Genomic DNA, 26,293 nt, shown 5'->3' with positions numbered 1-26,293 from the left:
AGAGTGTGTTTGGGAATTAGGCGAGTCGATTTAGACACATGGAGATATTGGCTAATACAAGCCAACAGACATGACTGGCGGGGGTGTACTCATAGTCCACGGCCAGCCGCCGAAAGCAGGCCAGCCAAGCAAAGGTGCGTTCCACCACCCAGCGTTTGGCGACGGGCACAAAGCCGCGCTGGGTGGGTGGGCGACTGGCCACCTGGTGCTGTAGGCCGAGGCCGCGCAGGTGGTCGGCGAAGCGGCCCCGGTAAGCGGCATCCGTGAGCACGGTCTGTAAACGGGCGGCCCACCAGGGCCGATGGGGGAGTAAACCCAGGGCTCCGCGACTGTCATGGCCGTTGGCCGCGTGTACGTGCGCGGCCCAGATACGCCCGCTCGAGTCGGTGAGGATCTGGCGTTTACGCCCGTTAACATGCTTGCCCCCGTCCAGTCCCCGGTGCTCGAAAATGCGGGGTGCGAGTTTGACGCTCTGGCTGTCCACGCAGGCCAGCGAGGGCAACGCCTCCCGCCCCTCATGTAGCCGATCCAGCGCATTGAGCACCGTATTTAGGCGTGCCCAGAGGCCCGTTTGCTGCCAGCGGTAGAAATAGTAGTAGACCGCCGTCCAAGCCGGAAATTCGGCCGGCAAGGCCCGCCACTGGCCGCCCGTGCGGCAGACATAGAGCACGGCATTGACCACTTGGCGCAAACACAGGCGCCGACGCCGTTGCACAGGCAGTAGACAGGCCATAACTTGCCACTGCGAGTCAGTAAGGGGTTGATAGCCGTCAACCATAAGCAGACCGGAGCCTAGGAACTCCGCCTGCAACTTACTGGCTCGTTTCTATTTATGCACTTGTGAAATTCCCAAACACGCTCTTAGCGCCACTAAGCCTTTGCGGGTTGCCCTGATTGGGTGCTGCCACAGGCGTGGTCAGCAAGCCGAAAGACGGTGGGGCACCAGCATATGCCAGTCTGTTGCCCGTAGAAGAAGTAGGTTTGTGGGCTGGTCTGCTTTGCCAGGCCTTGCGCATTACGGGCCACCCAGCCCGTTCCGGACTCACCCTATCCGCCTCTCACTATGGCACTCAACCGACTTGTGCAGCCGCTGGTGCGGCCCTTTTCCGAGTTTTTCCGACGTGAAGCCGCCAGCGGCATCGTGCTGCTGATCAGCAGTGTACTGGCACTGGTGCTGGCCAACATTGACTGGGGCCCGGCTCGCTACTTCCCCGCCATCTGGGACAGCCATCTGCGCCTGGCCATCAACGGCTTCGTGCTGGAAAAAAGCCTGCTGCACTGGATCAACGACGGCCTGATGACGGTCTTTTTCCTCATAGTGGGGCTGGAAATCAAGCGCGAAGTGCTGGACGGGGAGCTGGCCTCGCTGCAGAAAGCGGCCTTGCCCATTGCCGGCGCCATCGGCGGCATGCTGGTGCCGGCGCTGCTGTATACGCTCTTCAACCAGGGCACAGCTACGGCGGCCGGCTGGGGCATCCCCATGGCTACTGACATTGCTTTTGCCCTGGCGGTACTGCAGCTGCTTGGGCCGCGCGTGCCGCTGGCACTCAAGGTTTTCCTTACTGCTTTGGCTATTGTCGATGACCTGGGAGCCGTGCTGGTTATTGCCCTTTTCTACACCCAGGACATGCTGCTTAACTATCTGTTTATGGCACTGGGTGTCTGGGCGCTGCTGGGCCTGCTCAATCTTCTGGGCGTACGCAGCCTGTTTCTGTACCTGCCGCTGGGCGTGGTGCTGTGGTACTTCATGCTGAAATCGGGGGTGCACGCCACGCTGGCCGGCGTGATGCTGGCCGTCACTATTCCTTCCCGTATCGGCCATAGCCGAAGCGCACTGCTGCGCCTGATCGAAGACCGGCTGGCCTTTATGCAGCAGGAAGCCCACGCCGGCGACACCGACCCGCGCACCATCAGTGAGGAGCTGGAGCAGCTGTCGGAAACGGTTAGCTCGCCGGCCCAACGGCTGGAGCAGCGCCTGCACAGTGTGGTGTCGTTTGGAATTATTCCGCTGTTTGCCTTCGCCAATACCAGCCTCGTTATTGAGCCGGCCGTGTTCGGCCAACTGCTTTCACCGCTGGGGCTGGGCATTATAGCAGGGTTGCTGGTGGGCAAGCCGCTGGGCATCTGCCTGCTGGCCTGGGTGGCCACCAAGCTGGGCTGGGCCACGCTGCCCTCCGGCATCACCTGGCGCCACTTATGGAGCGTGGGCGTGGTGGCCGGCATCGGCTTCACGATGTCCATTTTTATTACGCTGCTGGCCCTGGGCGAAAGGTCGGAAGGGGAAGTAATAGCTAAAACCGCTATTCTGGTGGCCTCGCTGCTGGCCGGCATCATCGGGTATGTGCTGCTGCGCACCACTCCGGCCGCACCATCAGCACCCGAGCAGGCGGAACAAGCATTGTAATAGAGCTAGACGCAACCGGAAACCCTGCTGCCGACAAAAAAGCAGTAGGCACAATAATACAAAAGCCCGTTTGCAGCTTGCAAACGGGCTTTTATGCAGAGAGGATGGGATTCGAACCCACGATGAGCTTTAGACCCATACACACTTTCCAGGCGTGCTCCTTCAACCACTCGGACACCTCTCTGGGTGCGGGGAAGTGGCGCAAAATAACACCCGATTTTCGGGATACGCAAGCCCTGGCCCCAACATTGGCTCAGACGATGGTGATTTCGCCGCGCAGGTCGTGGGTGAGCAGACGCTGGGTTTCGGCGGCAGAGCGCTCCAGCCCCAGCACAAACATAAGTTTGGTGATGGCCGCTTCCCGCGTGATGTCGTCGCCGCCGAGCACGCCCAGGTCGGTGAGGTAGGCGCTGGTTTCGTAGCGGCCCTGCATCACGCGGCCTTCCTCGCACTGGCTGACGTTCAGGAGCTGCACGCCCCGGTCGGTGGCTTCGCGCAGGCACTGCAGAAACCAGGGCGCCGTGGGCGCGTTGCCGGAGCCGTAGGTTTCGATGATGGCCCCGCGCAGGTCGGCGGCTTCCAGCTGGGCGCGCACCATCCGCTCCGTGATGCCGGGAAAAAGCGGCAGCACCGTCACCCGCTCATCAAGGCGCTGATGGACGCGCAGGCGGGCCGCAGGCAGCAGACGAATCTGCTTGTCGTTGAATTCCAGCTCGATGCCAGCGCGGGCCAGTGGCGGATAGTTTTCGGAGCGAAAGGCGTTGTATTGCTGGCTTTCCACCTTTTTGGCCCGGTTTCCCCGAATCAGCACGTCGTTGAAGAAGATGCACACTTCCGGTACGCGCACAGTGCGGGCCATCGGGTGGCGGGCGGCGGCTATTTCGAGGGCCGTAATCAGGTTGCGGCGGGCATCGGTGCGGATGCGGCCTACGGGCACCTGCGCGCCCGTGAACACCACCGTCTTGCCCAGGTTTTCGAGCAGAAAGCTCAGCGCCGCCGCCGAATAGGCCATGGTGTCGGTGCCGTGCAGCACCACGAAACCGTCGTAGCGGGCGTAGTTTTCCTGGATGAGGGCCGCAATGCGCAGCCAGTCCTCAATCGTGACGTTGCTGGAATCTATCGGCTGGCCCAGGCTCTGCACCTCCACCCGCATGTTGAGCTGGCGCAGCTCGGGCATCTTGCGCCGGATCTGGTCGAAGTTCATCGGCACCAGCTCGCCGCGTCTGTTGTAGGCCATGCCCACGGTGCCACCGGTGTAGATGACAAGAACGGAGGCTTCGGGGTGGTTGTCGGGGGCGGTAGACAAAGGCGGTGAAGTTGGATGGGGAGCGGCAAGTTAGCAAGCCGCCGCCCGAAACGCTCAGGCTACAGACTGAACAGCTTTTGCGCGTTCTGCGTGGTGGCCTGCACCACTTCCTCCACATCCTTACCGAGCAATTCGGCCACGCGGCGCGCCACCAGCGGCAGATAGGCGGGCTCGTTGCGTTTGCCACGGTGCGGCACCGGCGCCAGATACGGGCAGTCGGTTTCGAGCAGCAGATGGTCGAGCGAGAGGCCCGGCAGCACCTTGTCGAGGCCGCCGTTTTTGAAGGTCGCCACCCCGCCAATACCGAGCATGAATCCAAGCCGTATAGCTTCTTCGGCTTCGGCAAGGGTACCGGAAAAGCAGTGGTACACGCCGCGCAGGGTGCCATCCTGGCCGGCTGCTACCAGCTCCGTGGTTTCGCGGAAAGCGTCGCGGGTGTGCAGCACGAGCGGCAGCTGGTACTTTTTGGCAAGCTCAATCTGCACGCGCAGGGCCTCCTGCTGCCAGCCAAGGGTGGTTTTGTCCCAGTACAGATCAATGCCGCATTCCCCTACCGCCGCAAACGGCCGCTTGCCGAGCCAGTCTTCCACCTCGTACAGCTCCTTTTCGAAGTTTTTGGTGACGTAGCAAGGGTGCAGGCCCATCATGGCGTGGCACTGCTGCGGAAAGCGCGCCTCGGTTTCGAGCATCACGTCGATGCTTTCGTGGTCGATGTTGGGCATGACGATGGTGCGGACGCCGGCCTCGTAGGCGCGGTTGAGCATGTCGTCACGGTCGGGCTTAAACTGCTCGGAATAAACGTGCGCGTGCGAGTCGGTGAGGTGCATGGAGGTTGGTAGTTGCTTGGTGGTGGCTAATTGTTGGCTGGTGGTTGTCGGCAGGCATTATTCTGACAAACAGCAACCAACAATCAATGCGAGAATCACTTATACTTTCTTCCCTTCCAGTCGAAGGAAAGTGGCAGCAGGCGAAAAACGGCCAGTGCGGCCGTAAGAGCCGGGGTGTAAAGTTCAAACAGCGGCAGCAGCTCCAGCGGTGCCCGGCGGCCGGCGCGGCGGAAGCAAAGAGCCGCCAGCACGCCCTGCAACAGCATTTTGGCCAGCAGCACCGCTACGGCGGGCAGCAAACCAGCCAGCCACCACAGGGCCAGCAGCGCCGGATAAAAGCCCGCGTAGTACAGCAGCCCGCCTTGCAGCCACCACGGCAGCGCCTCCACGCCGCGGGTCCAGCGGCGGCGCTGGTGCAGCAGGGCGCCCACGGTAGGCATCGGCAGCGACTCGGCCAGCACTTCGGGCCGGAACAGGATGCGGTAGCCGAAGCTGTGGCGCAGCGTGGCCCGAAACAACTCGAAGTCTTCGGTGACGGAAAAAGGCAGCGTTTCGTAGCCACCGGTGGCCTGGTAGGCGGCGCGGGTTACGAGCATGTTGTTGCCCATGGCCGTCACCGGCCGGCCCAGATCGGACACGACCTGCACCAGCCCGAGCGAAATCAGCCAATCGAGGCCCTGGAGCCGGTCGAAGAGACGCGGCCCCTGCACCAGCGTGAGGCCCGTAACGGTTCCGACACCGGGCCGGGCGTGGGCCAGCAGGCCCGGCACCCAGGTAGGAGGCACGGCAATGTCGGCGTCGGTGATGAGGAAGTAGTCGGTGGTGGCGGCGCGGGTGAGGTGGGCCAGCACGTTGGCTTTGCCGCGGGCGGTACCCAGGTTTTCCCGGATAGGCAGTACGCGGAATGTGCCTTCGAAACCCTGCATGGCGGCAGTGGCCACGGTGGCGGTAGCGTCCGTGGAGCCGTCGTCGCCGAGGAGCACTTCCAGCAGGTGAGGCGGGTAGTGCAGGCGACGGATGGCGTGCAGGCAGCGGGCAATGGCGGCTTCTTCGTTGCGGGCGGCAATCAGGATGCTCACGCGGGGCAGCGGCTCCGGCAACGGCCCCGGCTGGCTCCCGCGCCGCAACGCAAACAGCCCCGTGGACACTGCCAGAATCAGAAACCAGCCGGCAAGAAAAAGCGTGAGAAACAGCAAGTGGCGGATTAGTGGGGTGGCAGAGTGCACAAAGGTACTGTCATCCTGCGCTTGCCAAGGGCCTCCGCGCGTCAGCTACACCATCATCCGGTTCGTTCTGACCTGATAAGGTCCTTCGCAAGCGCAGGATGACAGAAGCTCATTCATCATTCCACCATACTACAGCAGCTCGAACGAATAGCCCTGCGCGGCGCAGGCTTCGAGGTAGCGGGGCAGCACGGCGCGCATATTCCGGCGGGCTTTCTGGCTGTCATGAAACACAACGATGGAGCCCGGCCGGGTATGGGCCAGAGCGGCGCGCAAACAGGTATCGGCCGGATACGTGGCGTCGTAGTCGTAGGTGAGGACGTCCCACATGATGAGGCGGTGGCCGGGGTGCAGCGCGGCGGCCTGGGCACGGGTGAGGCGGCCATAGGGCGGGCGCAGCAGCGGACGGGCCTCCGGCTGCGGCAGCAGCGCATCCAGCGCCTGCTGGCAGTGCTGCGCTTCGGCCAGATACTGCGGCAGCGGGGTGCGCCAGCCGTTCACGTGGTGAAAGGTATGGTTGCCGAGGCGGTGGCCGGCGGCCAGCACCTGCCGGGCTATATCGGGGTGCTTTTCGAGGTTGCTGCCGACGCAGAAAAAAGTAGCGTGGGCATCGTAGCGGGCCAGCTGCTCCAGCACAAAGGGCGTTTCGTCGGGGATGGGGCCGTCGTCGAAGGTGAGGTAGAGTGGCTTCTCCCCCGCTGCTACCGGGCCGCGCCACTCGGTGTGTGGCAGCCAGCGCTGCATGATTTCGGGAAGGCGGTGAAGGCGCATAGGGTGTGGCAGAATGGAGCGCTAAAATACGGCAGGCGGCGCGGAGGGGCTGCGGCCACCGCTCCTGCCCCCCCATCGAAGGTCACGGTTTCGCCACGCTCTGCATAGCCTGCCACAACACCTCGGCGCTCTGCTCCCAGGAAAACCGCCGGACATTCGTCAAGCCCTTTTCGATGAGCTGCCGGCGCAACTCCGGTTCCTGCTGCAGCCGCACCAGTGCCTCAGCAATGGCGGCAGGGCTGTTTGGGTTGGAGAGCAGGGCCGCGCCGCCGGCTACTTCGGGCATGGAGCTTCGGTCGGAGGTGAGCACCGGCGAGGCGCAGGCCTGGGCCTCGATGATGGGAATACCGAAGCCTTCGAAGAAAGGAACGTACGCCGTGGCCAGCGCGGCGGCATAGAGCTGCACCAGCTCTTCGTCCGTCACGCGGCCGGTGAGGTGCACATCGTGGCGGAACTGCAGCTGCTGGTACACATCGAACATGGGGCCGGCCTGCCAGGCGGTACGCCCCACGATAAGCAGCTTGGTAGCGGCGCCGGTGCGCTGTTTGAACTCGTCGAAGGCGCGGAGCAGGTTGGGCAGGTTCTTGCGCGGCTGCAGCGCCCCCACAAACAGGAAGTAGGGCTTGCCGGCGGCGTACCGCTCGCGCGTGGTCTGCTGCTGCGCGGCCGGCAGCGGCCGGAAATGCGCATCGGCGGCGTTGTAAGCTATGCTGATGCGGGCGGCGGGAATGCCGTAGGTCTGCACCAGATCCTGCCGCGTAGCCTCCGACACGGCCACCAGCCGCTGGGAAGCCTGGGCGAAACGAGGCGTAAAAAACCGGTAGTAGCGCTGCACCAGGCCGCCCGTATGCTCCCGAAAATGCTCGAAGGCCAGGTCGTGGAACACCGTGACGCGCGGCACGCGGGTAGCCAGCGTGGTGTAGCCATCGGGGCTGAGGAACACGGCCGGCTTGTGCGTACGCAGCCACAGCGCCACGGCCCCTTCAAACCAGGCCAGCCACAGCAACGGATGCCGGGCCGGTGGGGCCAGCACGTGCGGCACCACGTTCGGCCCGAACAGGTAGCGGGCGTCGTAGGCGCGGTCGAAGAGGAAATGGAAGGTGTGCGCCGGGTGGGCCGCCACGAGGCGCTTCAGCGTTTCGTACGTGAAGCGCCCGATGCCTTCGAGCTGGTCGCCGGGAAGCAGAAAGCGGACGTTGACGGCTATGTGCAAGGAGTCGGGAGTGAGAGGTGCCGGGGCAAAAGTGCAGCTTTCAGCTCAGTAATTCTCCCCTTTGCTTCTCTTTTCCAGTAGCAGGCGCAGCTCGGAAAGGCGCAGAATGCCGGTAAGAAACAGGATGCCCACGAAGGCTATGCCCGCTACTATCGACTCAATAAGCCAGTGCAGCCGGAGGCCGGCCTGCAGCCCAACCCACACGGCGCAGAGCAGCCCGAAGGCCAGCCCCAGCCGGCCCAGCCAGTTCCAAGGCACCGCAATACCGGTGCGGCGCTGCACCAGCCACAGGTAGCCCACCGACACAAACACGGCGCACACCAGCGTATTGATGGCGCCGGCCACGGCCCCCAGTTTCGGGAGCAGCAGCAGGTTCAGGCCCACATTCAGCACAATGCTGGCCGCTACCAGCCAGCTGACGGGCCGCTCGTGGTTGGTGCTGGTGAGCAGCGTGCTGTAAATGGCGAAAAAGGCGTGTATCAGTACGCTGACAAACAGAATCTTGAGGCAGAGCGCCATGCGGGCCACCTCCAGCGGTGTGCTGTTGCCGAACTGCCAGAACAGCACTTCGCCCCGAAACAGCACGAACCCGCAGATCAGCAGCATGGGCACCGTCACGACGCGCTGCCCAAACCAGAGCAGGTCACGCTGCTCAGTGGGACGGGCGGTAGCGTGGGCGAACTTGGCAAAAAACAGCGGCAGCACCGTCCAGAGGTACATCATCATGGTGTCGCACCAGCGGTAGGCGGCGGCGTAGTAGCTGGCTTCCTGCGCCGACACCAGCCGCTCCAGCATGAGCATGTCAATCCGCTCGTTGAGGCCGTACACCAGCGTGATGAAGGCCAGCGGCAGACTGGCCTTGAGCACCGTGCGGGCCTGGTCCCAGCGCAGCCGGAACTTCACCCGCCCATACAACCGCGTCACGAGGCCATAGAGTACTACAAAGGTGAAGCCGATGGCCACCGACCGGGCCCCCACATAGTTGTTGAGCGTGATGCCGATGGGTAGCAGGGCCAGCACCATGCCCAGCAGCAGAAACTTCTCCAGCACCGACAGCAGCGCATCGGTATTGAAGCGCTGGTGCGCCTGCAGCACACCCCGCAGAAACAGCGTGTACTGGGCCAGCAGCAGCCCGCCGCCGGTGAGGGCCAGCAGCGTGAGCGTATGCCCGCGGTAGCCCAGCAGCCACCCAATGCCCACCGTAGCCACCAGAAACAGCGCCGACAGCCCGCCTTTCAGCGGTAGGAGTGTGGGGAAATACTCGGTCAGGAACTCCGGAGTGGCAGCCACGCGCTTGGTAGTGAGCTGCGTGGTGCCCAGATCCGACACCGACGCCACGATGGTAGCCAGCGTGAACAGGGCCGTGAACGTGCCGAATGCCTCGTGCCCCAGCCGGTCCTGCACCAGATTCTCGACGACTACCCAGCCCGGCTTCACGAGCAGGTTGAGCAGCACCACAAAGCTGATATTTCCGAAAAAGCGTTTGATATAGGGGTAGCTGAAGGATTGGGCGGGCCAAATTACACGGATAGAATGAGGAATGCCGAATTGACCGGCAGGAAACGTGGCAGCAGCATAAGTATTAGCGCAAGTGCGCATTCTTTCTTCGGCATTCCTTAATCTTGCCTGATTGCAGTAGCTTTGCTCCGCTGCGTTGCGCCCGGTGGGCCGGCTGCGGCGCTTTTGGTCGTCTTTTCTGTCCCGTATGTCATCCCGCTCTTATTCGCTGCTGGGCCTGTGGCCCGTTATCAATCGTTGGAAATATCTGGTAGCAGGGGCTCTGGCATTGGCGCTGATTGTGAGTGTGGTGGTGGCGCTGATGCTGCCCAATATCTATAAGTCGACTTCGGTATTCTACCCCACCGACCCCCAAACCACTGACCCCGACCGGATTGTGACGGAAGGCGGCAAGCTGGCTCTGGGCGGCCGCACCGAAGACCTGGACCGGGTTATCACCATCGGGCAGTCGCAGCCGGTGGCGGAGAGCATCATTCGTCGTTTTCGCCTGCACGAGCATTATAAGGTAGGAGCACCCGGCGACGACGCGGCCGACAATGCGGCCCTGAACGAGTTTTCGAGCAACCTGAACATCGTGCACAACGACCGGGACGCCATTGAGCTGACCTTCCGGGACGAAGACAAGGTACTGGCCGCCCGCATTGCCAATGCCATGGTGCAAAGCATCGACTCCGTAAACCAGCAGCTGACGTTTGCCAACCGGGGCAAGGTGCTGGAGCTGTATGCGCAGCGCCGCAGCTTCCTGGAGCGCGAATTCATGCGCACCTCCGACAGCCTGCTGGCCGGCCGCCGCCGCTACGGCATCTATGGGCTGGCCCTCGAATCCCGGTATCTGGCCAAGGAAATCATTGAGACGGAAAGCGCCCTGCGCCGCGCCGAGGGTGAAGGCAACAGCACCAAGGCGGCCGGCCTGCGCCGCGCCCTGCGGGCCCTTACCAAGTCGGAAGACGGCAATGTATTCAACCTGGAAAGCTACACGGCTGGTATCGACCGGATGAACACGCTCTATGCCCGCTTCGCCGACTTGCAGGGCCGTCTCATCAAAGCCCGCAGCGACTACGAAACGGCCCGCCTGAGCATCAGCGGCAAGATTTCCAGCATTTATGTGGTGCAGGAAGCCTATCCGGCTACCCGCAAAGCCGCTCCGGTCCGCTGGCTTATCGTGGTATCGTCGGTGCTGATTACGTTCGCACTGTCGGTCATCTTTATCACGCTGCTGGAGCTCTACCGCGGCAATCTGAGCATGGGCAAGCCGGAGTCGCGCTAACGGCTGCTCCGGATTCTTACTTCGCGTTTTGCCATGAGCCTCCTTGCCCGCCTGCGTCCTCAAAACCCTGACCAGCGCCTGTTCGTGGGTTTCGTGCTGCTGCTGCTGGTTAGCGGTGCCGCGGCGCTGCTCCTGAAAACGCAGTTGTGGCTGGCGCTACCGGTGGCGGTGCTGGGAGCGGTAGTGCTGCTGGTAGACTGGCGCTGGGTGTACTATGTGCTGCTGGGCACGCTGGCTTTTTCGGTGGAGATGCCGCTGCCCGGCGGGCTGAGCATGGACGTGCCCTCGGAGCCGCTGATGCTGGTGCTGCTGGGGTGCTTTGGGGTGAGCGTATTGCTGGGCAACAGCGGCGTTTCGGCCCGCGTCTGGCGGCACCCGCTCGTTATATTTATCGGGCTGGCGCTGCTATGGTCGGTGGTGTCCACGGTATTTTCGGTGAGCACCCTTAAGTCGGTGAAGTATCTGCTGGCCAAAACCTGGTACATCGTGCCGTTTGTGTTCGTGACGCTTTCCGTGGTGCGCAAGCCCTCGGACGTGTGGCGGATGATAGCCTTTTTCGCGGCCGGCGTCAGTATCACGGTGCTTTATACCATGGCGCGGCACGGTGGCAAAGGATTCGGCTTCAACTCCATCAACTGGGCCATCCAGCCGTTCTACCACAACCACGTACTGTACGCCGCTACAGCAGCCCTGCTCGTGCCTTTCGCGCTGTATGCCGCCCGCGACGCCGCCTCCAAAACAGCGCGCTGGCTTTGGTATCTGGTGCTCTTTATTGCCGTGAGCGGCGTGATGCTCTCGTACACCCGTGCCTCGGTGCTTTCTTTGGTGGTGGCTGCGCTCTACTACGGCATCGTGCGGCTGCGGCTCACGCGACTCACGCTGGTAGCAGCCAGCCTCGCAACTCTGATTACCACGGTGTATTTCGTGCGCGAAAACACGTACATGCTGTACGCGCCGGAGTTCGAGAAAACCGTTTTCCACAAAGGCAACTTCGAAAAGCACCTGGAGGCCACCTACAAGCTGCAGGACGTGTCGGGGATGGAGCGGGTGTACCGCTGGGTAGCGGCGGCCCACATGATAGCCGATAAGCCGCTGGTGGGCAGCGGCCCCTCTACCTTCTATCCCGAGTACAAGCGCTACACCGTTCGGAGCTTCCAGACGTACGTGAGCGACAACGTGGAGAAATCCACTACCCACAACTACTTTCTGCTGCAGCTGGCCGAACAGGGAGTGCCGGGCTTTCTGCTGTTCGTGGCGCTGCTGTTTACGGCGCTGCTGCTCGTGGAGCGGCTCTACCACAACGCCCGCACGCCCAGCCACCGCCGTATTGCCATTGCGGCGGGCCTTTCGCTGGTCATCACCATCTTTCACCTGCTGCTCAATGAGCTGATTGAGGTAGACAAGATCGGGAGCATGTACTATGCGGCGCTGGCGCTGCTGATCCGGGTGCAGCTCTGGCAGGAAGATACCCACGTGGCTGCCGGCGCGGCAAAACAACCGGCACAGCTGCCCGGCTGATGTGCAGCGGGCGCCGGCTTACTTGAACCGGCAGCTGAGAATGGTAATGTCGTCGGCAAACCGGTTGCCATTGATGTTGAAGCTCCGGATGGCAGTCAGCAGCTCTTCGTGCAGCTGCTTGAGCGGCAGGTAGCGGTTCTGGGCCAGGATGCGCAGAATGCCCTCTTCCCCAAACTCCTCCTGCGCCGCGTCGAACACTTCGGTCAGGCCATCGGTGTAGTTGAGCAGCAGCGCGCGGCCCTCGATGTACACCTCCCCCACTTTCAGCAGCGGCAGCTCGTCCATCACGCCCAGCATGATGCTGCCTTCCTTCAGCCGCAGCACCGAGCCGCAGTCCTGCACGAGCAGCGGGTCGTTGTGGCCGGCATTCACGTACTGCAGGCGCCGGGTGGTCCGGTCGTAGATGCCGAAGAACACGGTAATAAACTTGTCGCCGCCGGAGTTGCGGAAAATCAGGTTGTTGAGCTCCTGCGCAATGGTGGCCAGGTCTACCTGCTGGCGCAGCAGCGTGCGCAGGCCGGCCTGGAAGTTCGACATCAGCAACGAAGCCGCCACGCCCTTGCCCGACACGTCGGCCACGCAAAACAGGAACCGGTTGGCGTCGATGTCCACCACGTCGTAGTAGTCGCCGCCCACGGCGGTGTGGGGCACGTAGGAAGCGGCCACGGCCACGTGGGCATCGTTGGGCAGCTTGCGCGGAAACAGCATGGCCTGCACTTCCTGCGCAATTTCGATTTCCTTGCGCATGGCGGCGGCGGCCACCCGCTGGCGGCCCAGCCGGCGGTTTTCGATGGCGCCCAGCAGAATATTGCTCAGCGTTTCCAGAAACTTGGCCGCCTCGCCGCTGGCGTAGTCTTCATGGATATTGCCGATGAACACGTAGGTCACAATTTCGTCGTTGCGCACTACCGGAATCATCGTCTCCAGCAGTTCCCACTCGGCGCCCAGCGGCAGCTCGGCCACGGCACACGGCTGGCCCATACAGCCCCGCACCACTTCCTCGGGCAAGTCTATGCGGCGGAAATCGGGCAGGCCGGCCCCAAACGAAACCACGCACTGCCACTGCCCTTCTTCCTTCACGTACAGCACCAGCCGCCGGATATTGAGCTGGCCGAGCAACGTAAAATGAAAGATTTTATAGAGCGCCCCTTCGCCGTGGTCCTGGTTGATGGCCTGGGTAATTTCCAGCAGCGCCCCCAGTTCCCGGTCTTTAAGGAAGAGTCGCTTTTCAGGGGTGAGTGCGGAATGGGGCATGATTTTAATGATTGGATGAGTGAATGAAGGAATGAGTGGATCGGTAGATGAATGGCTGTTTGCAGGTGGTACAGGACTGAACACCTTCGCTCATTCACTCATTCAATCATCGTTTTAGGGTCGTAGGCGTCGCGCAGGCCGTTGCCCAGCAGGTTGAAGCTAAGCACCAGCAGGCTGATAGCCAAGCCCGGCAGTAGCGTGAGCCAGAGGCCGGCCTCGGTGCCCAGCAGTTGAAAGCCTTCGTTCACCATCAGCCCCCACGACGGGGCGGGCGGCTGCACGCCCAGCCCGAGGAAGCTCAGGCCCGCTTCGAGCAGAATGGCCGCCGCGAAGTTACTGGTTGCAATGACGATGAGCGGGCCGGTCATGTTGGGCAGCAGGTGCCGGACAATGAGGCGGCTTTGCGGCAGCCCCAGCACGCGGCCGGCTTCCACGAAGGTTTTTTCGCGCAGGCTTAGCATCTGGCCACGCACCACGCGGGCCACATCCACCCACATAGTCAGGCCCACGGCCACAAACGACGTCCAGACACCTTTGCTGTCGAGGGCCAGGGAAATGGCAATGACCAGCATGATGCCCGGAATGCTCCACACCACGGTCATCAGGCCCAGCAGCAGACTATCGAGCCAGCCGCCCACGTAGCCGGCCACCGCCCCGATGGCCATGCCCAGCACCACCGAAATCAGAACGGCCACCAGCCCGATGCCCAGGCTCACGCGGGTGCCCAGCAGCAGCCGGCTCAGCTCGTCGCGGCCCGATTTATCAGTACCCAGCCAATACGTACGCTTCGTGATACGCTCCTGCTCCACCACGCGGCGCAGCTCGGCCGAACTCCCGGTTTGGCCGGCTACCTGCGCCAGCGAATAGCGCCGGGGTGCATCGGCAAGGGCCGAATGGTTCTGGTAGGGAGCTATGAACACGGAGTCGCCCTGAATCCGGTAGCTCCCGATGGGCAGCTCCTGATAGCGCGGCGCCCGGCCATAGAGCCAGGTGCGGAAGATGTTGTCGGAGGCCGCGCGGGCCGAATCCGGTATGGGCAGGCGCATTACCGTGGCCTGGAAGCCGGGAGCTTCCTTCTGTAGCTGCACGAGGCTGTTGTTGGCGTTGGGCGAGTTGTCGGGCAGCACCCAGTAGCCCAGCACGCCAATCAGCGCGCACAGCACAATGAACCCCAGCCCCGCCATAGCGGGCCGGTTCTGGAGCAGGCGCTGGCGCACGTAGTAGCCGGGCGGCCGGGCGGCCGGCGCACTGGCCACAGGAGCAGCAGAAAGAGCGGGCCCGGCCACGGTTAGCGGGTGTTGTGCTGGAGCAGGCCTTCCTTGGACGCCAGAAAAAAGCAATCCTGGCTCAGGGCGCCAAAGGAGCTTTCCTCGTAGGCCAGCTCGGTATCGGGGTCGGGCCAGAAGCTGCGGATGAGCCCCTGCTCCAGCAGGCCACGCAGGTGCTGGGTCAGCTCCGGGGCTTGCAACCGGGTTTTCTGCAGCAGGTCGCGGAAGGAAGTGACGAAGTACAGCTCGTCGAGAATATCGAATTGGGGGTCAGTCACGGGCAGGAAGCAAACGGCAGGTCAAGGGGCCAAAGGTAGCAGCCCTGCCGGTATCCGCTGGCATTTTCGGTGTAGCTATTGGCAGGAAACTATTCTCGACACTGGCAATGACTGAGAATTTACGTAAGCTAATATTGCCTTGATTTCCTCGCCGGAGAGCTGAAAAATAATTCATTTCACGGCGCGTCCTTTCCAGACGTAGCCGCCGCGCAGCCCGGCCAACCCCACGGCCAGCGCATACGGCGCATACGCCAGCTGCAGCACCGGCACCCACCACAGCCACCGCCTTCGGCCCAGAAAACGCAGCACCGGGCTTAGAAACCACACATCCGCGCCCAGCTTGAGCAGCCACGCGGTGGCCGCCCAGGGAGCCAGCACCGGCAGCCACGGCAGCGCCAGGGCCCCGGCGGCCAGGGCCACGTTGGCCAGCAGCACCAGCACCGCCAGCCGCTGCGAGGCCGGATGCCGGTAGTGCCGCCACTTGCTGGCCCAGCGCACCCGCTGCCGCAGCAGCGCCGCCAGCGTGGGCGGCCCGGCCGTACGCACCAACGCCGCCGGATGCTTCAGAAACCGGATGCTGCCCGGAAACGCCGCGTGCAGCTTGTGCATCAGAAACTCGTCGTCGCCGCTGGCCAGGTGCTCGTTGCCGGCAAAGCCTGCCACGGCCGCAAAAGCGTCGCGGTGGTAGGCCAGGTTGGCGCCGTTGCACATGGTAGGCAGGCCGGCTCCTATACTGGCCGCGCCCGTGCCCACTAAGCCCGCAAATTCCAGCCCGGAGAGGCTGGCTAACCACGTTTCAGGGCCAGTCAGCAGAACCGGCCCACTCACGAAACGCACTTCCGGCCCGGCTTCGGCCAGCAGCGCGGCGTAGCTGCGGAGCCAGTCGGGATGCAGGCGGCAGTCGGCATCGGTGCATACTACCCAGGGGGCACGGGCCTGGGCCAGCGCGGCCTGCAGCGCGGCTTTTTTGCCGGTTCCGGCACCCGGCACTTCTGCCAGCCGGATAACGCGCACCTCAACCGCCCCACTATCGGCGGCAGCTACTTCGGCTGTGGCATCCGTGGAGTGGTCGTCTACAATCAGCACCTCAAACTGCGGCGCGGGCAAGGTTTGTCGGCGCAGGTCGGCCAGTAGCAGCGGCAGGTTCTCGGCTTCATTGCGGGCGGCTATCAGTACGGAGAAACGAGGCCGTTCTTCGTGTTGGCCCGGAGCCGGAAGTGGCGGCAGCTTGGGTACCGGCAGTTTGTCCCAGGCGCGGCGGAACCTCAGCATTTGAGCCGCATACAGCGCCGGCGCAGCCAGCAGCACAAGTCCCAGCCACGTGCTCATGCGGCCGGAGTCCGGGAGTCGGCCTCATCCGCCGCGGGGCTGGCAGCCTTGCGTTTGCGCAGCACCTTCAGGCGCAGCACAAATACCAGTCCGGTGGCGCTGGGCAGGGCAATATTGAGGATCCAGAGGCTGAGGCTGGCGCTGAGCACGGGCAGCGCCGGCTCGCCGAGCAGCCCGAACAGGTGCGTGGCCGACAACTCGCGCACGCCTACATCGGCCAGCGCGTTGAGCGAGGGCACCAAAGACTTGAGCAGAAACGTGGCCGTTACGGCCGCAGCCCCGGGCAGTAGCGGCGCCTGCGTGCCGTACGCCTTCAGCAGCAGCCCAAACTGCAGGCAAAATACCATGTACCGCAGCCCCGAAAGCGCCAGCACCGCGTGAATGGCGCGGGCCGGATACGTGGGCATGACGGCCAGAAACCGGCGGAAGCGGCGCAAAGGCCTGATGGCCGACAGCACCGCCAGCAACAGGCGGGAGCGGTACAGGGGCAGCAATATAGCCGCATTCAGCAGCACTACAGCCACCACCACGCCTAGCTTCGAGGCTGCGTAGCCTTCCAGATAGAAGGCCAGCAGAAAGTACAGCAGCCCGGCAGTGCCCGCCAGCACCGTCACGACGAGTTGCGCGTAGCGGCCCAGAAACACGGCACCCAGCGCATCGAGGCGGCGGCTTTTGAGCTCGATAATGCGACCGGCGTAGTCGCCTACGCGGTTGGGCGTCACGAAGCCGAGCGTAAGGCCCACCAGCACCGCCCGGAAGCTGCGCCGGAACGAAACGGGCTCCAGATGCCGGGCCAGCCGCCACCATTTCCAGGCTTCCATGCCCCAGTTTACGGGCACCAGCAGCAACGCCAGCAGCACCGGCCCGCGCCCCGCGCCCGTGAACGTAGCCGCCAGCAGTCCGCGCCACGCCGCCGCCGTGGCTACATCAGCAAACACCGAATGGTAGAGCAGCCCCAGCGTGAGGGCCGTGATGAGCAGCTTGCCGGCCACCACCAGCCAGCGCCACCGTGAGGCAGCAACTTCCGGCTTTTGGACGTAGTTTTGTAGGTGAGCGGACAAGATGGCGGCAGGGTACTGGGTTGAATGCGGCAAGTTACCGACGAAAATCAACGACAGCTCTACCACCTTCTCTTCTCCGCCCACCACCGCGCATGATTCTTCCCCTCGCTCCCACTGATCTGCTGCCCAAAGTTATTATGGGTGTCGACCCCGGCACGCAGATAATGGGCTATGCCGTGATTGAGGTGCAGGGCCAGCGCGTGCGCATGCTGCAGTACGACGTCATTGATATGCGCAAGCTGGGCACCAACCATGCCCTCAAGCTCAAGAAGATTTTTGAGCGGATGACCGAGCTGATTGACGAGTTTCTGCCCGATGAGCTGGCCATTGAAGCGCCGTTTTTTGGTGTGAACGTGCAGAGTATGCTCAAGCTGGGCCGGGCGCAGGGCGTGGCCATTGCCGCCTGCCTCGCCCGCCAGATTCCGTACGTGGAGTATGCGCCCACCAAGGTCAAGCAGTCCGTGACGGGCTCCGGCAACGCCACCAAGGAGCAGGTGGCCCACATGCTGCGCCAGACCCTGAAGCTGCCACCCCTGGAAGAAGCGCCCAAATTTCTGGATGCCACCGATGCGCTGGCCGTGGCCATGTGCCACCACTACCAGAAAGGCAACAACGTGAAAGCCGGCGGCAAAAGCTGGGGCAAATTCCTGGCCGACAACCCCGGCAAGCTGGCCGCTGCCACCACCGTCAGGAAAGCGCCGGCCCGCAAAAAGCCGGCGGCCTGATTTCCCGGCTGTATTGCGCTGCCGTTGGCGCGTGCGGCGTATCTTGCTGACTACCTCCAGCTAGTCTATGCAGCGCCGCCCTATCCGCTCTACCTCGCTCAAAGCCGTCGGCTACGACGAAGCCACCCAAACGCTGGAAATCGAATACCGCCACGGCGGACTGGTGCGCTACACCGGCGTGCCCGAACCGCTGTATCAGGCGCTGCTGAATGTGCCGGGCAAGGCCCTGTTTGTGGAGCAGGTAGTGGAGCGCGGCGGCTACACCCGGGAGCAACTGCGCTGACAGCCAGAGACTCCGCCGATAAGTAGCAGGATATTTCGACCGGATTGCAACTTCCCGTTTGAGCAGCGACTCTGAAAGAGGTACGGCCAGCTTAAAGCCGGCTTCCACGCTTTCATCCGTTACCCTTAGCAACGCGAGGTATGCCCAAACTCTTTACGTATCTATCCGGCCTGCTGCTGCTCCTTACCCTGCAGGCCTGCTCCTCCACCGACGAGCCCGAACCCACCAGCTACTACGACGGCTATGCTCCCCAGCTCATGGACCGCGCCGTGCTGGAGCAGTCAGTAACCACGCTGTCGGCGCGGGCCCTGCACAATACCGGCAAAATCTACCTTTATGGTCGGTATCTGTTCATCAACGAGCGGTATGAGGGCGTGCACGTCATCGACAACCAGAACCCGGCCCTGCCGCGCATCGTCAGCTTCATCCGGATTCCCGGCAACGTAGACATTGCCGTGAAAGGCAACCTGCTCTACGCCGACAACGGCCCCGACCTGGTCACGATTGATATAACGAATCCGGCGCAGGCCCAGGTGCAGGACCGGGTGCGCGACGCCTTCCGCGAGCTGCCGATGCCCGAAATGGCGCCTATGCCCGTGGAATGCATGCCCGAAAACCGGCCGGCCAATACGGTGGTCGTAGGCTGGAAAAAGATACAGGTTCCGTATACGGCCAGCCCCAGAAGCACCACGTGGTGGGGCCGCAACGATGCCCCTGTCGTATTTAACAGTGCCAGTCCTACATCGGCGCCGGGCACTACCGGCAAAGGTGGCTCCCTGGCCCGATTCGCTATCCTGGGCCAGACGCTCTACACCGTGGATGAGCAGAGCCTGCGGACTTTCAGCCTGGGCAACCCGACGCAGCCCGCGCCCGGCACCCGCATTCAGCTGCAGTTCGGGGTCGAAACGATTTATCCCAAAGACCATTACCTGTTTCTGGGCACGCAGCGCGGCATGTACATCTTTGATGCCGCCACGCCCCAAACGCCCCGCCAGGTGGCGTATTACCAGCATGTAGTGAGTTGCGACCCGGTGGTGGTAGACAACCGCTACGCCTACGTAACCCTGCGCAGCGGCCGTAGCTGCGGGGGCGGCGTCAACCAGCTGCAGGTGATTGACTTGACCAACCTGAGCCAGCCGCGCCTGGCTCAAACCTACCCGATGCTGGGCCCGCAGGGCCTGGGCGTAGACGGCAACCAGCTGTTTGTCTGCGACATCGACGGGCTGAAGGTATTCGACACCAGCCAGGCGCCGGTACTCACCCAGAAGCAGTTCTTCCCGATTCAGGTGGTCGATGTCATTCCCGATAATGGGACGCTCCTGGCCATCGGGGCGGCCGGCCTCTACCAGTACAGCTACACCGGCGCCACGCTTCAGCAGCTGAGCCTGCTGCCCATCACGCCCCAGCCCTGATGCGACTCTACCATTGCCTTATCGGAACCGGTCTGCTATTGCGCGTGACCGGGGCGGCAGCGCAGGAAAGTACTTTCCAGCTCAACCTGCTGCTGAAAGCGGCGCCGCAGCATCTGGTAATGAGTGGCTATTGGCTGGAAGTGGAAAGACGCTGGAATCAGCAGCCGCGCCATAGCCTCATTGTCACGCCCCAGCTCTACGCCGGCCCCACCGGCCAGCCCGATATGGAGGTAGCAACTCGCCAGCAAGCCCGCAACGAAACGGTGCGGGGTGCCGGCCTGCAGGTGCAGCACCGCTGGTACATCCGCGCCTCCAAAGCAGTGTATCCGGCCGGTTTGTACGTCAGCGCGGGGCCGGTTTTTCAGCGCTTCGCCGTTTCTCACGACGAGCAGGGCTGGACTGAGGTGCTGGACCCAACCGGCCTGCCGCGCTACGAATACCGCGACCTGCGGCGCACCGAAACCATCAGCCGCTACGGGGCCTCGGCACAATTGGGCTACCAGGCCCCACTGCCGCCCGGTCGGGTGTTTCTGGATCTGTACGTGGGTGCCGGCTGGCGCACCAGCCGAAGCCGCGAAGGCGCTAAGCGCACCGCAAGCGGCTACCGTTCCGGCCCTTCCGACTACGGTCACGCCGGTTTCTATATTCCGGCTGGCTTCAAAGTAGGCGTGGCGCTCCGCTAGCTTTTCGCCCGGCGTTTCAGCAGTAAAAAGGCCGCCCCGCAGTTGCTGTCCAATTAGGTCAGACAGCAACTGCGGGGCGGCCTTTTCGGGTTTGTATCCTCAGTTAATCAGGATTTTTATACCTCAATCTCACCGCGCAGATACGTCACGGCGCAGCCGCTGATATGTACCCGCTCCCCCAGCAGCTCACACCACAGCTCGCCGCCCCGCGCCGATACCTGCCGGGCCTTAAGCGTGGTTTTGCCTAACCGCGCCGCCCAATATGGAATAAGCGTAGTGTGCGCCGAGCCAGTAACCGGGTCTTCGGGCACGCCCACGCGGGGCCCGAAAAAGCGCGACACGAAGTCGGTTTCCGAGTCGGCGGCGGGAGCCGTGGCGATGATGCCGCGGTACTCTATCCGGGCCAGCCGGGCCTGATCGGGGCGCAGGCTCCGCACTTCCGCTTCGGAGTTGAACACGGCAATAAGATCGGGGCCAGCCAGCACCTGCAGCGGCGTAGCCCGAAGGCCGTCGGCGAGGCCATCGGGGTGGCCGGTGAGCGGCTGGGGCGGGCGGCTGGGGAAGTCCAGGGTGAGGCGGCCATCAGTTTCGCGCAGCACCCGCAGCGGACCGCTCTGCGAGTGGAACACGATTTCCGGGCCCTGAAACCCCAGATGCTGGTGCAGCACGTGCGCCGAAGCCAGCGTGGCGTGGCCGCACAGCTCTACCTCCACGGCCGGCGTAAACCACCGGATTTCATACTCATGGCCCTGCCGGGGCACGAAAAAGGCCGTTTCGGCGAGGTTGTTTTCGGCGGCAATGGCCTGCATGGTTTCGGCGGGCAGCCACTCGCGCAGGGGGCACACGGCGGCGGGGTTGCCGGCAAAGGGCCGGGCTGAGAAGGCATCAACCTGATAGATGGGGAGCGTCATGGCGCAGAAAATCGGGTAAGTGGAATAGCGGGCTGAATCTACATATTGCCGGCCGGAGTCTTGAAAAACGGCACCACCCGGGCCGGCTTTTCAGCAGTACCGACGGCTTCTGCGCTCGATTGTTGAAGAGGCTGAAATTATTTTTCACCCCACGCAACCCGGCTACGCTGAGGCCGGTCATGGGGTCAGAAGCTTGCTGGCCCCTATTCTTCGTTCTCAATTCCACGCATGCCGCAACCCCTCGAAGACCTGTTGGCCGACTGCCGGCGCGGCCACCCGGCGGCGCAGCGGGAGCTGTACGAACGGCTGGCGTACCGGCTTTTGGGTGTTTGCCTGCGCTACTGCCCCAGCCGGGCCGAGGCTGAGGACGCGCTGCAAGTCACGTTTGTCAAGATTTTCACCCGCCTCGACCAATACCGGGGGCAAGGTCCTTTCGAGGCATGGGCCCGCCGGATTGCCGTCACCACGTCGCTCACAGCCTACCACCGGCACCGCCAGCGGGCCGCGCAGGTAGAATATGACGAAGCCGCCGAAGTAGCTCATCCGGACGGCACGCCGCTCGACCAGCTTTCGGCGGAAGAAGTGGTAACGCTCATCAACACGCTGCCTACGGGCTACCGCACCGTGCTCAATCTCTACGCCATAGAAGGCTATTCGCACCAGGAAATCGGGGAAATGCTGGGCATTTCGGAAGGTACCAGCAAGTCGCAGCTTTCCCGGGCGCGCCGGCTATTGGAAGAACGGCTTTTGGCCCATAACAACTGTCCACTGTCATGACGGAACACGATTCGGAAAAACTGTTTGAGGACCTCCGGCGCAAGCTGCAGGACTACGGCAGCCACCCGTCGGAGGACGTGTGGCAGGGCATCCGGCAGCAGTTGCCGCCACTACCACCGGTGCCGCCGGCCCCACGGCCCGCGTTGCGAAGCCGCCGCCGGTGGTTGGCGGCAGCATTGCTGTTGCTGCTGCTTGGCGTGGCAACAACGGTGCTGGTTGTGCGGCCTTCCGGCACGCAGCGGGAGCTGGCCGGCCGGCCGGCAACTGACAAGGCGCGTTCCAGCAACCCGGTTTTCACTCCCGAAAGCCAGCGAAAAACCACTTCACCAACCCGCGCCGGCTCTATTATGAAGCGTGAGCAGGCGGTTGTTTCGGCTGAAGCGCCTGTTTCAGCTACAGCGCCTGCCCAGCTTCAGGCTGCTACGGCTCAGGCTGCCCGCCAGAACGCCGCCGGCAGCTCCGCCGTCGGCTCCCGAATAGCCACTACCAGCCGCACACCGCGGCAGGAGCGCCGTTCTACCTTGCTGGCAGCAGCATCGGCGCCTTCCACCTCTGCGCAGCCCGCCTCTGCCCGACCTTCTGCTGCCGGAGCAGCAGCCGAAAAAACGGGGGCCTCGGTACATATGAGTAGCCGCTCTGCCGCTGCAAGGCCCGTAGCAGCCTATTCATTAGACCTTGCCGCCACTGCCACCACCAGCCGCGGACTTCCGGGCACACGCACTTTGGCTGCCGCTACGGCCGGCACCGAGCCGCCGGCTGTGCTACCGGAACCGGGCGTTGCCGCAGCCGTGGCGCCACAGTCCGGTCAAAGCATCTCATCTTCAGTCGAAGCCAGCCGAGTCGTGGAGCCGGCGAACCTGCCTTATTCTGCCTCTGGCGCTCTGGCCCGAACCAGCGCACTGCTTCCTCTTTCGCTCCGGGCAGTACCAGTTCAGCGGCAAGCCCTTGGTGCTCCGGCTGTGCAGGCCGTGGAACTGGCGTCGGTGGTACCGCACCGTCCGGGCCGCTGGGCGCTGGAAGTGCTGGCCGGCCCTACGCTCTCTTACCGGCAGCTGGCTTCCGACTCCGCCAACGGCATTAGCCAGTATGAGCGGCCGGCAGCGGCTTTTGCGGCTCAGGTGCAGGCCCGCTATGCTCTCACTCCGCGCCTTTACCTGGCCGGCGGAATCGGCTACGCGGAATACCGCACCCAGCTCAACCTGCTGCTCCAGCAGCGGCAGCGGCGCGACTCTATCACGGTTACCCGGGCAGTAAAGCAACGCGACGTGTACCGCTATTTCACGGTGCCGGTGCAGGTGCAGTACCAGCTGGGTGGCCGGGGCCGCCTGCAGTACGAAGCACAGGCCGGCGCTTCGCTGGACGTGTATGCCGGCGGACGCACCAGCGGCAGCACTGCCTGCACCTGCGAGCAGCAACAAAACTGGTCCTCGGGGAGCGCCCCATACCGGCGGCTGGGCCTGAGTTTGAGTGCCGGCCTGGGCGTACGCTATGCCCTGACGCCCCGCCTGACGCTATTGGCCCAGCCCATGGGCCGCTACTCCGTGCTTTCTATTTCTGATACGAATACGTCCACTCCGCTGCCCGCCCGTCGTCCTTTTGCGGTGGGCCTGCTTACCGGCTTTTCCCTCAACCTGCGCTAACGCTGCCCGACTGGCCACCGGCCGGCTGCTGCCAGGTTGTATTCTCCACTTTTCATCTTTCCTACTTATGAAAACGCAATTCTTTGCCTTGCTGGCCGCTGGCCTGCTGTTATGTAGTGGCTGCAAGAAAGACGCTGACCTGCTTCAGGTCGACTGTGAACCATCTGAGGTCAGCACCATTGCAAGTGTGCTGGATAAGTATGCTGCGCCCGTGCAAAAGTTTATCGTAGATCCGAATACTAATTCTACTGTATCTACGGCGGCAGGCTCCCAAATAGAAATTCCTGCGGGCCTAGTAAAACGAAACGGACAGCCTTTGTCTGCTAGTCAGATAGTGGTTCAGGTTCGGGAAGTAACTAAACGGAGCGAAATGATTTTTTCGCATACCCCGACTATCTCCTACAACCGGGTACTGGAGTCGGGCGGTATGTTTAACGTTTCCTTCTTCCAGGATGGACAGCCGCTGGATCTAGCGAGATTTTCGCGCCTGCGGTTAAGAACCCGGTTTCCCGTAGCCCAGAGCTCTAGAAACGGCATGCAGTTGTTCACTGGACAGCCAGATAGCAGTAACTCCTCGCGGCTCGGTAACTGGGCCCTTGTTTCATCTCAAGACTCCGCTACCCGGATATCTATAGACAGTATTCAGATCCAGAACCCGGGTAGTCCTAACCCACCTATCAATGTACCATCCGGGTATCAGGTTCTTCTCGGTTCTTATTTTTATAATAACAATGTGAGAAATCTGAACTGGGTAAATATTGACCGGTTTGTGGGGGCTCTACCCACTACTACGGTGCAGGTACAGACGGCCGTACCTATTACTACCAGCAATACGGAAGTATATCTGGTTTTCAACACACTCAATTCAGTGATACAATCTTATAATCAATCGAATAGCACCTATTATAATTATTCTGTTCCACAAGGTTATTCCGTAACGGCAGTGGTGTTACGGCGAGAAGCTGACCAGTTATACTTCGGCAAGCAAACGGCTACCGTAGTGGCTAATCAGGTCTTTACGCCCAGCCTGCGCGCGGTTACAGAGGCCGAGCTTGTTGCTGAGATTCGGCAATTATAAGTACCCGATTATTGTAATACTAACAAAAAAGGAGCCGCTCACAGCGGCTCCTTTTTTGTTAGCAGATCAGCTACTGTACCTTGCCGCTTATCACGACTTGCTGCACGGGGTTTTCGCCCAGCCAGTACGGTATTTCCTCGTAGTCGGCCACGTTCAGCACCAGCAGGTCGGCGCGCTTGCCCGGCTCCAGGCTGCCGGTTTCCGCTTGCAGATTGAGGGCCCAGGCGGCGTTGAGGGTGGCCGCAGCCAGGGCTTCCTTCGGGGTGAGCCCCATCTTGAGGCAGGCCACTGATAAAGCCAGCCACAGGTTTTTGCTGGGGCAGGAACCCGGGTTGAAATCGGTGCTGATGGCGACGGGCACGCCCGCTTCGATGAGACGCCGGCCGGGCGCGTACACCTCCTGCCGTAGAAACAGCGGCACCAGCGGCAGCAGCACTACCACCGTCCGGCCGTTGGCCGCGATGCGCGCCGCGTCATCCTGGCTCAGATAGTCGCAGTGGTCGGCGCTGACGGCGCCCAGCTCGGCGGCCATAGCGGCGCCGCCCAGGTCGTGGAGCTGCTCGGCGTGGATTTTCAGCTGGAAGCCCAGAGCCCGGGCCTGCTCCAGAAACTGCCGCGACTCCCTGACGCTAAAGGCTCCTTCCTCGCAGAAAATATCCACGAAGGGCACTTCGGCCGGGTTGAGGTGGGGCAATACGTCGTTGGCCAGCATCTGCAGGTAGTCGGCGGGGCGGCCCTTGTACTCGGGGCCGGGCACGTGGGCGCCCAAAAAGGTGGGCACCACCTGCGCGGGCTGCTGCCGGCCGGCTTCCTGGGCTACCCGCACCAGCCGCAGCTCCGTTTCGGCGTCGAGGCCGTAGCCGCTTTTGGCTTCTACTGTCGTCACGCCGTAGTGCCGGAAGCCTTCCAGATGGTGCAGGGCATTGGCCAGCAGCTCCGCGTCGGAGGCGGCGCGTGTGGCGCGCACAGTGCTCAGGATGCCGCCGCCGCTGGCCAGAATATCGAGGTAGGATTCGCCCTGCAGCTTGCGCTGGAACTCGTGGGCCCGGTTGCCGCCAAACACCAGATGCGTATGGCATTCCACCAGCCCCGGCATCACCACGCGCCCTCCCGCGTCCACTATCTGCGTATCGGGCCCGACGCGGGCGGTATCCAGCTCAGCCATCGGGCCCACTGCCACTATCCGGTCGTCGGCGCAGGCCACGTAGGCATCGGCCAGCACCTGCCAGTCGCGCAGGGCGCTGCCGGTGAGGGGGCCAGACGCCGGTACACCGGCCAGCGTGAGTAGTTGGCCGCAGTTGCGGATAAGAAGCGAATAGTAAGACATAGGCGGCACAGCAGAACGCGAAACGATGACGCGGCAAATATGCAGAGAAGCCAGCCAGCAGCCCGCAGCAGCTCACACGCCTGCTGTAGTGGCACTTCTGTGCTACACAATGAAAATCAGCTATATATAGACAAATTATTCTCGTATCTTTTATATATCCATTTTGAGAAAAACGCAGTAAAGGGCTTCAATTCGGGAAGCTGGCTTTTTGACAGCAGCG

General features: G+C 62.8%; 24 protein-coding genes and 1 tRNA gene. 10 read left to right on the top strand and 15 right to left on the bottom strand.

Annotated elements, in window-relative coordinates:
• Positions 1-16: 16 nt before the first annotated feature.
• On the bottom strand, positions 17-778 hold the full coding sequence (locus BUE15_RS16850) for an IS5 family transposase (protein ID WP_073282996.1): 762 nt from the start codon (positions 776-778) through the stop codon (positions 17-19).
• Between the two features lie 285 nt (positions 779-1,063).
• On the opposite strand from BUE15_RS16850, the gene nhaA reads away from it, so the two are divergent.
• On the top strand, positions 1,064-2,404 hold the full coding sequence (gene nhaA, locus BUE15_RS16845) for a Na+/H+ antiporter NhaA (RefSeq protein ID WP_073287742.1): 1,341 nt from the start codon (positions 1,064-1,066) through the stop codon (positions 2,402-2,404).
• Between the two features lie 96 nt (positions 2,405-2,500).
• Here the strand turns inward: nhaA and BUE15_RS16840 are convergent.
• The 7 genes from BUE15_RS16840 to BUE15_RS16810 all read right to left on the bottom strand — a co-directional run bounded on the left by BUE15_RS16840 (position 2,501) and on the right by BUE15_RS16810 (position 9,343).
• A tRNA-Ser gene (locus tag BUE15_RS16840) sits at positions 2,501-2,588 on the bottom strand.
• Positions 2,589-2,657: 69 nt separating this feature from the next.
• The gene (locus tag BUE15_RS16835) at positions 2,658-3,710 is read right to left on the bottom strand and encodes an asparaginase (RefSeq protein ID WP_073287740.1); all 1,053 of its coding nucleotides are present in this window, start codon (positions 3,708-3,710) and stop codon (positions 2,658-2,660) included.
• A gap of 59 nt (positions 3,711-3,769) precedes the next feature.
• Entirely contained in the window at positions 3,770-4,537 is a 768-nt protein-coding gene (locus tag BUE15_RS16830; RefSeq protein WP_073287738.1) for a TatD family hydrolase, read from the bottom strand.
• A 95-nt stretch (positions 4,538-4,632) separates the two neighbouring features.
• Entirely contained in the window at positions 4,633-5,763 is a 1,131-nt protein-coding gene (locus BUE15_RS16825; protein WP_170865295.1) for a glycosyltransferase, read from the bottom strand.
• Positions 5,764-5,892: 129 nt separating this feature from the next.
• The gene (locus BUE15_RS16820) at positions 5,893-6,531 is read right to left on the bottom strand and encodes a polysaccharide deacetylase family protein (RefSeq protein ID WP_073287736.1); all 639 of its coding nucleotides are present in this window, start codon (positions 6,529-6,531) and stop codon (positions 5,893-5,895) included.
• Between the two features lie 82 nt (positions 6,532-6,613).
• Positions 6,614-7,744: a glycosyltransferase family 4 protein gene (locus BUE15_RS16815; RefSeq protein ID WP_073287734.1), complete on the bottom strand. Its 1,131-nt coding sequence runs from the start codon at positions 7,742-7,744 to the stop codon at positions 6,614-6,616.
• 45 nt (positions 7,745-7,789) lie between these two features.
• Positions 7,790-9,343, bottom strand: coding sequence for an oligosaccharide flippase family protein (locus BUE15_RS16810; protein ID WP_073287731.1), 1,554 nt, complete (start codon positions 9,341-9,343; stop codon positions 7,790-7,792).
• Positions 9,344-9,449: 106 nt separating this feature from the next.
• On the opposite strand from BUE15_RS16810, the gene BUE15_RS16805 reads away from it, so the two are divergent.
• Positions 9,450-10,529 (top strand): GumC domain-containing protein, encoded by a 1,080-nt coding sequence (locus BUE15_RS16805; protein WP_073287729.1) that lies wholly within the window; start codon positions 9,450-9,452, stop codon positions 10,527-10,529.
• A 33-nt stretch (positions 10,530-10,562) separates the two neighbouring features.
• Complete coding sequence (locus tag BUE15_RS16800; RefSeq protein WP_073287727.1) at positions 10,563-12,047, top strand: O-antigen ligase family protein; 1,485 nt, start codon at positions 10,563-10,565, stop codon at positions 12,045-12,047.
• Between the two features lie 18 nt (positions 12,048-12,065).
• Here BUE15_RS16800 and BUE15_RS16795 read toward each other — a convergent pair whose 3' ends face one another.
• The 5 genes from BUE15_RS16795 to BUE15_RS16775 all read right to left on the bottom strand — a co-directional run bounded on the left by BUE15_RS16795 (position 12,066) and on the right by BUE15_RS16775 (position 17,237).
• The gene (locus tag BUE15_RS16795; RefSeq protein WP_073287725.1) at positions 12,066-13,301 is read right to left on the bottom strand and encodes a PP2C family protein-serine/threonine phosphatase; all 1,236 of its coding nucleotides are present in this window, start codon (positions 13,299-13,301) and stop codon (positions 12,066-12,068) included.
• A 98-nt stretch (positions 13,302-13,399) separates the two neighbouring features.
• The gene (locus BUE15_RS16790) at positions 13,400-14,587 is read right to left on the bottom strand and encodes an ABC transporter permease (RefSeq protein WP_084549134.1); all 1,188 of its coding nucleotides are present in this window, start codon (positions 14,585-14,587) and stop codon (positions 13,400-13,402) included.
• Between the two features lie 2 nt (positions 14,588-14,589).
• Positions 14,590-14,847, bottom strand: a complete 258-nt coding sequence (locus BUE15_RS16785) for a MarR family transcriptional regulator (protein ID WP_073287721.1) — start codon at positions 14,845-14,847, stop codon at positions 14,590-14,592.
• A gap of 171 nt (positions 14,848-15,018) precedes the next feature.
• Entirely contained in the window at positions 15,019-16,176 is a 1,158-nt protein-coding gene (locus BUE15_RS16780) for a glycosyltransferase (RefSeq protein WP_084549133.1), read from the bottom strand.
• Entirely contained in the window at positions 16,173-17,237 is a 1,065-nt protein-coding gene (locus BUE15_RS16775; protein WP_073287750.1) for a lysylphosphatidylglycerol synthase domain-containing protein, read from the bottom strand. Before BUE15_RS16775 ends, BUE15_RS16780 begins: the two co-directional genes overlap by 4 nt.
• Before the next feature lie 92 nt (positions 17,238-17,329).
• Here BUE15_RS16775 and ruvC point away from each other — a divergent pair, with 92 nt between their 5' ends.
• The 4 genes from ruvC to BUE15_RS16755 all read left to right on the top strand — a co-directional run bounded on the left by ruvC (position 17,330) and on the right by BUE15_RS16755 (position 20,340).
• Complete coding sequence (ruvC, locus tag BUE15_RS16770; RefSeq protein WP_073287719.1) at positions 17,330-17,962, top strand: crossover junction endodeoxyribonuclease RuvC; 633 nt, start codon at positions 17,330-17,332, stop codon at positions 17,960-17,962.
• A gap of 67 nt (positions 17,963-18,029) precedes the next feature.
• A complete protein-coding gene (locus tag BUE15_RS16765; RefSeq protein WP_073287717.1) occupies positions 18,030-18,245 on the top strand; it encodes a KTSC domain-containing protein in 216 nt (71 codons plus the stop codon).
• Between the two features lie 140 nt (positions 18,246-18,385).
• On the top strand, positions 18,386-19,657 hold the full coding sequence (locus BUE15_RS16760) for an LVIVD repeat-containing protein (protein ID WP_073287715.1): 1,272 nt from the start codon (positions 18,386-18,388) through the stop codon (positions 19,655-19,657).
• A complete protein-coding gene (locus tag BUE15_RS16755; RefSeq protein WP_139252366.1) occupies positions 19,657-20,340 on the top strand; it encodes a hypothetical protein in 684 nt (227 codons plus the stop codon). Before BUE15_RS16760 ends, BUE15_RS16755 begins: the two co-directional genes overlap by 1 nt.
• A 116-nt stretch (positions 20,341-20,456) precedes the next feature.
• Here BUE15_RS16755 and BUE15_RS16750 read toward each other — a convergent pair whose 3' ends face one another.
• Positions 20,457-21,251, bottom strand: a complete 795-nt coding sequence (locus BUE15_RS16750) for a PhzF family phenazine biosynthesis protein (RefSeq protein ID WP_073287712.1) — start codon at positions 21,249-21,251, stop codon at positions 20,457-20,459.
• Positions 21,252-21,479: 228 nt separating this feature from the next.
• Between BUE15_RS16750 and BUE15_RS16745 the strand changes: the two genes are divergently transcribed.
• The 3 genes from BUE15_RS16745 (at position 21,480) to BUE15_RS21710 (ending at position 24,746) form a co-directional block, all read left to right on the top strand.
• Positions 21,480-22,028, top strand: coding sequence for an RNA polymerase sigma factor (locus BUE15_RS16745; protein WP_073287710.1), 549 nt, complete (start codon positions 21,480-21,482; stop codon positions 22,026-22,028).
• Entirely contained in the window at positions 22,025-23,668 is a 1,644-nt protein-coding gene (locus BUE15_RS16740; protein ID WP_073287709.1) for an outer membrane beta-barrel protein, read from the top strand. The genes BUE15_RS16745 and BUE15_RS16740 overlap by 4 nt, the downstream gene beginning before the upstream one ends.
• A 67-nt stretch (positions 23,669-23,735) precedes the next feature.
• Positions 23,736-24,746: a hypothetical protein gene (locus tag BUE15_RS21710; RefSeq protein ID WP_139252365.1), complete on the top strand. Its 1,011-nt coding sequence runs from the start codon at positions 23,736-23,738 to the stop codon at positions 24,744-24,746.
• Between the two features lie 70 nt (positions 24,747-24,816).
• Here the strand turns inward: BUE15_RS21710 and hutI are convergent, their stop codons facing one another.
• Positions 24,817-26,073, bottom strand: a complete 1,257-nt coding sequence (hutI, locus tag BUE15_RS16735) for an imidazolonepropionase (RefSeq protein ID WP_073287707.1) — start codon at positions 26,071-26,073, stop codon at positions 24,817-24,819.
• Between the last annotated feature and the right edge of the window lie 220 nt (positions 26,074-26,293).

Origin of the sequence: Hymenobacter psychrotolerans DSM 18569 (assembly GCF_900142395.1) — a bacterium.
Taxonomy (GTDB): domain Bacteria; phylum Bacteroidota; class Bacteroidia; order Cytophagales; family Hymenobacteraceae; genus Hymenobacter; species Hymenobacter psychrotolerans.
This window is presented reverse-complemented; position numbering and strand designations above follow the sequence as displayed.

What these genes read in the sequence shown, in the direction of transcription:
- BUE15_RS16850 (WP_073282996.1), bottom strand. Translation starts at nt 778, where the DNA reads ATGGTTGACGGCTATCAACCCCTTACTGACTCGCAGTGGCAAGTTATG.
- nhaA (WP_073287742.1), top strand. Translation starts at nt 1,064, where the DNA reads ATGGCACTCAACCGACTTGTGCAGCCGCTGGTGCGGCCCTTTTCCGAG.
- BUE15_RS16830 (WP_073287738.1), bottom strand. Translation starts at nt 4,537, where the DNA reads ATGCACCTCACCGACTCGCACGCGCACGTTTATTCCGAGCAGTTTAAG.
- BUE15_RS16820 (WP_073287736.1), bottom strand. Translation starts at nt 6,531, where the DNA reads ATGCGCCTTCACCGCCTTCCCGAAATCATGCAGCGCTGGCTGCCACAC.
- BUE15_RS16810 (WP_073287731.1), bottom strand. Translation starts at nt 9,343, where the DNA reads ATGCGCACTTGCGCTAATACTTATGCTGCTGCCACGTTTCCTGCCGGT.
- BUE15_RS16805 (WP_073287729.1), top strand. Translation starts at nt 9,450, where the DNA reads ATGTCATCCCGCTCTTATTCGCTGCTGGGCCTGTGGCCCGTTATCAAT.
- BUE15_RS16800 (WP_073287727.1), top strand. Translation starts at nt 10,563, where the DNA reads ATGAGCCTCCTTGCCCGCCTGCGTCCTCAAAACCCTGACCAGCGCCTG.
- BUE15_RS16795 (WP_073287725.1), bottom strand. Translation starts at nt 13,301, where the DNA reads ATGCCCCATTCCGCACTCACCCCTGAAAAGCGACTCTTCCTTAAAGAC.
- BUE15_RS16780 (WP_084549133.1), bottom strand. Translation starts at nt 16,176, where the DNA reads ATGAGCACGTGGCTGGGACTTGTGCTGCTGGCTGCGCCGGCGCTGTAT.
- ruvC (WP_073287719.1), top strand. Translation starts at nt 17,330, where the DNA reads ATGATTCTTCCCCTCGCTCCCACTGATCTGCTGCCCAAAGTTATTATG.
- BUE15_RS16765 (WP_073287717.1), top strand. Translation starts at nt 18,030, where the DNA reads ATGCAGCGCCGCCCTATCCGCTCTACCTCGCTCAAAGCCGTCGGCTAC.
- BUE15_RS16760 (WP_073287715.1), top strand. Translation starts at nt 18,386, where the DNA reads ATGCCCAAACTCTTTACGTATCTATCCGGCCTGCTGCTGCTCCTTACC.
- BUE15_RS16755 (WP_139252366.1), top strand. Translation starts at nt 19,657, where the DNA reads ATGCGACTCTACCATTGCCTTATCGGAACCGGTCTGCTATTGCGCGTG.
- BUE15_RS16750 (WP_073287712.1), bottom strand. Translation starts at nt 21,251, where the DNA reads ATGACGCTCCCCATCTATCAGGTTGATGCCTTCTCAGCCCGGCCCTTT.
- BUE15_RS16745 (WP_073287710.1), top strand. Translation starts at nt 21,480, where the DNA reads ATGCCGCAACCCCTCGAAGACCTGTTGGCCGACTGCCGGCGCGGCCAC.
- BUE15_RS16740 (WP_073287709.1), top strand. Translation starts at nt 22,025, where the DNA reads ATGACGGAACACGATTCGGAAAAACTGTTTGAGGACCTCCGGCGCAAG.
- BUE15_RS21710 (WP_139252365.1), top strand. Translation starts at nt 23,736, where the DNA reads ATGAAAACGCAATTCTTTGCCTTGCTGGCCGCTGGCCTGCTGTTATGT.
- hutI (WP_073287707.1), bottom strand. Translation starts at nt 26,073, where the DNA reads ATGTCTTACTATTCGCTTCTTATCCGCAACTGCGGCCAACTACTCACG.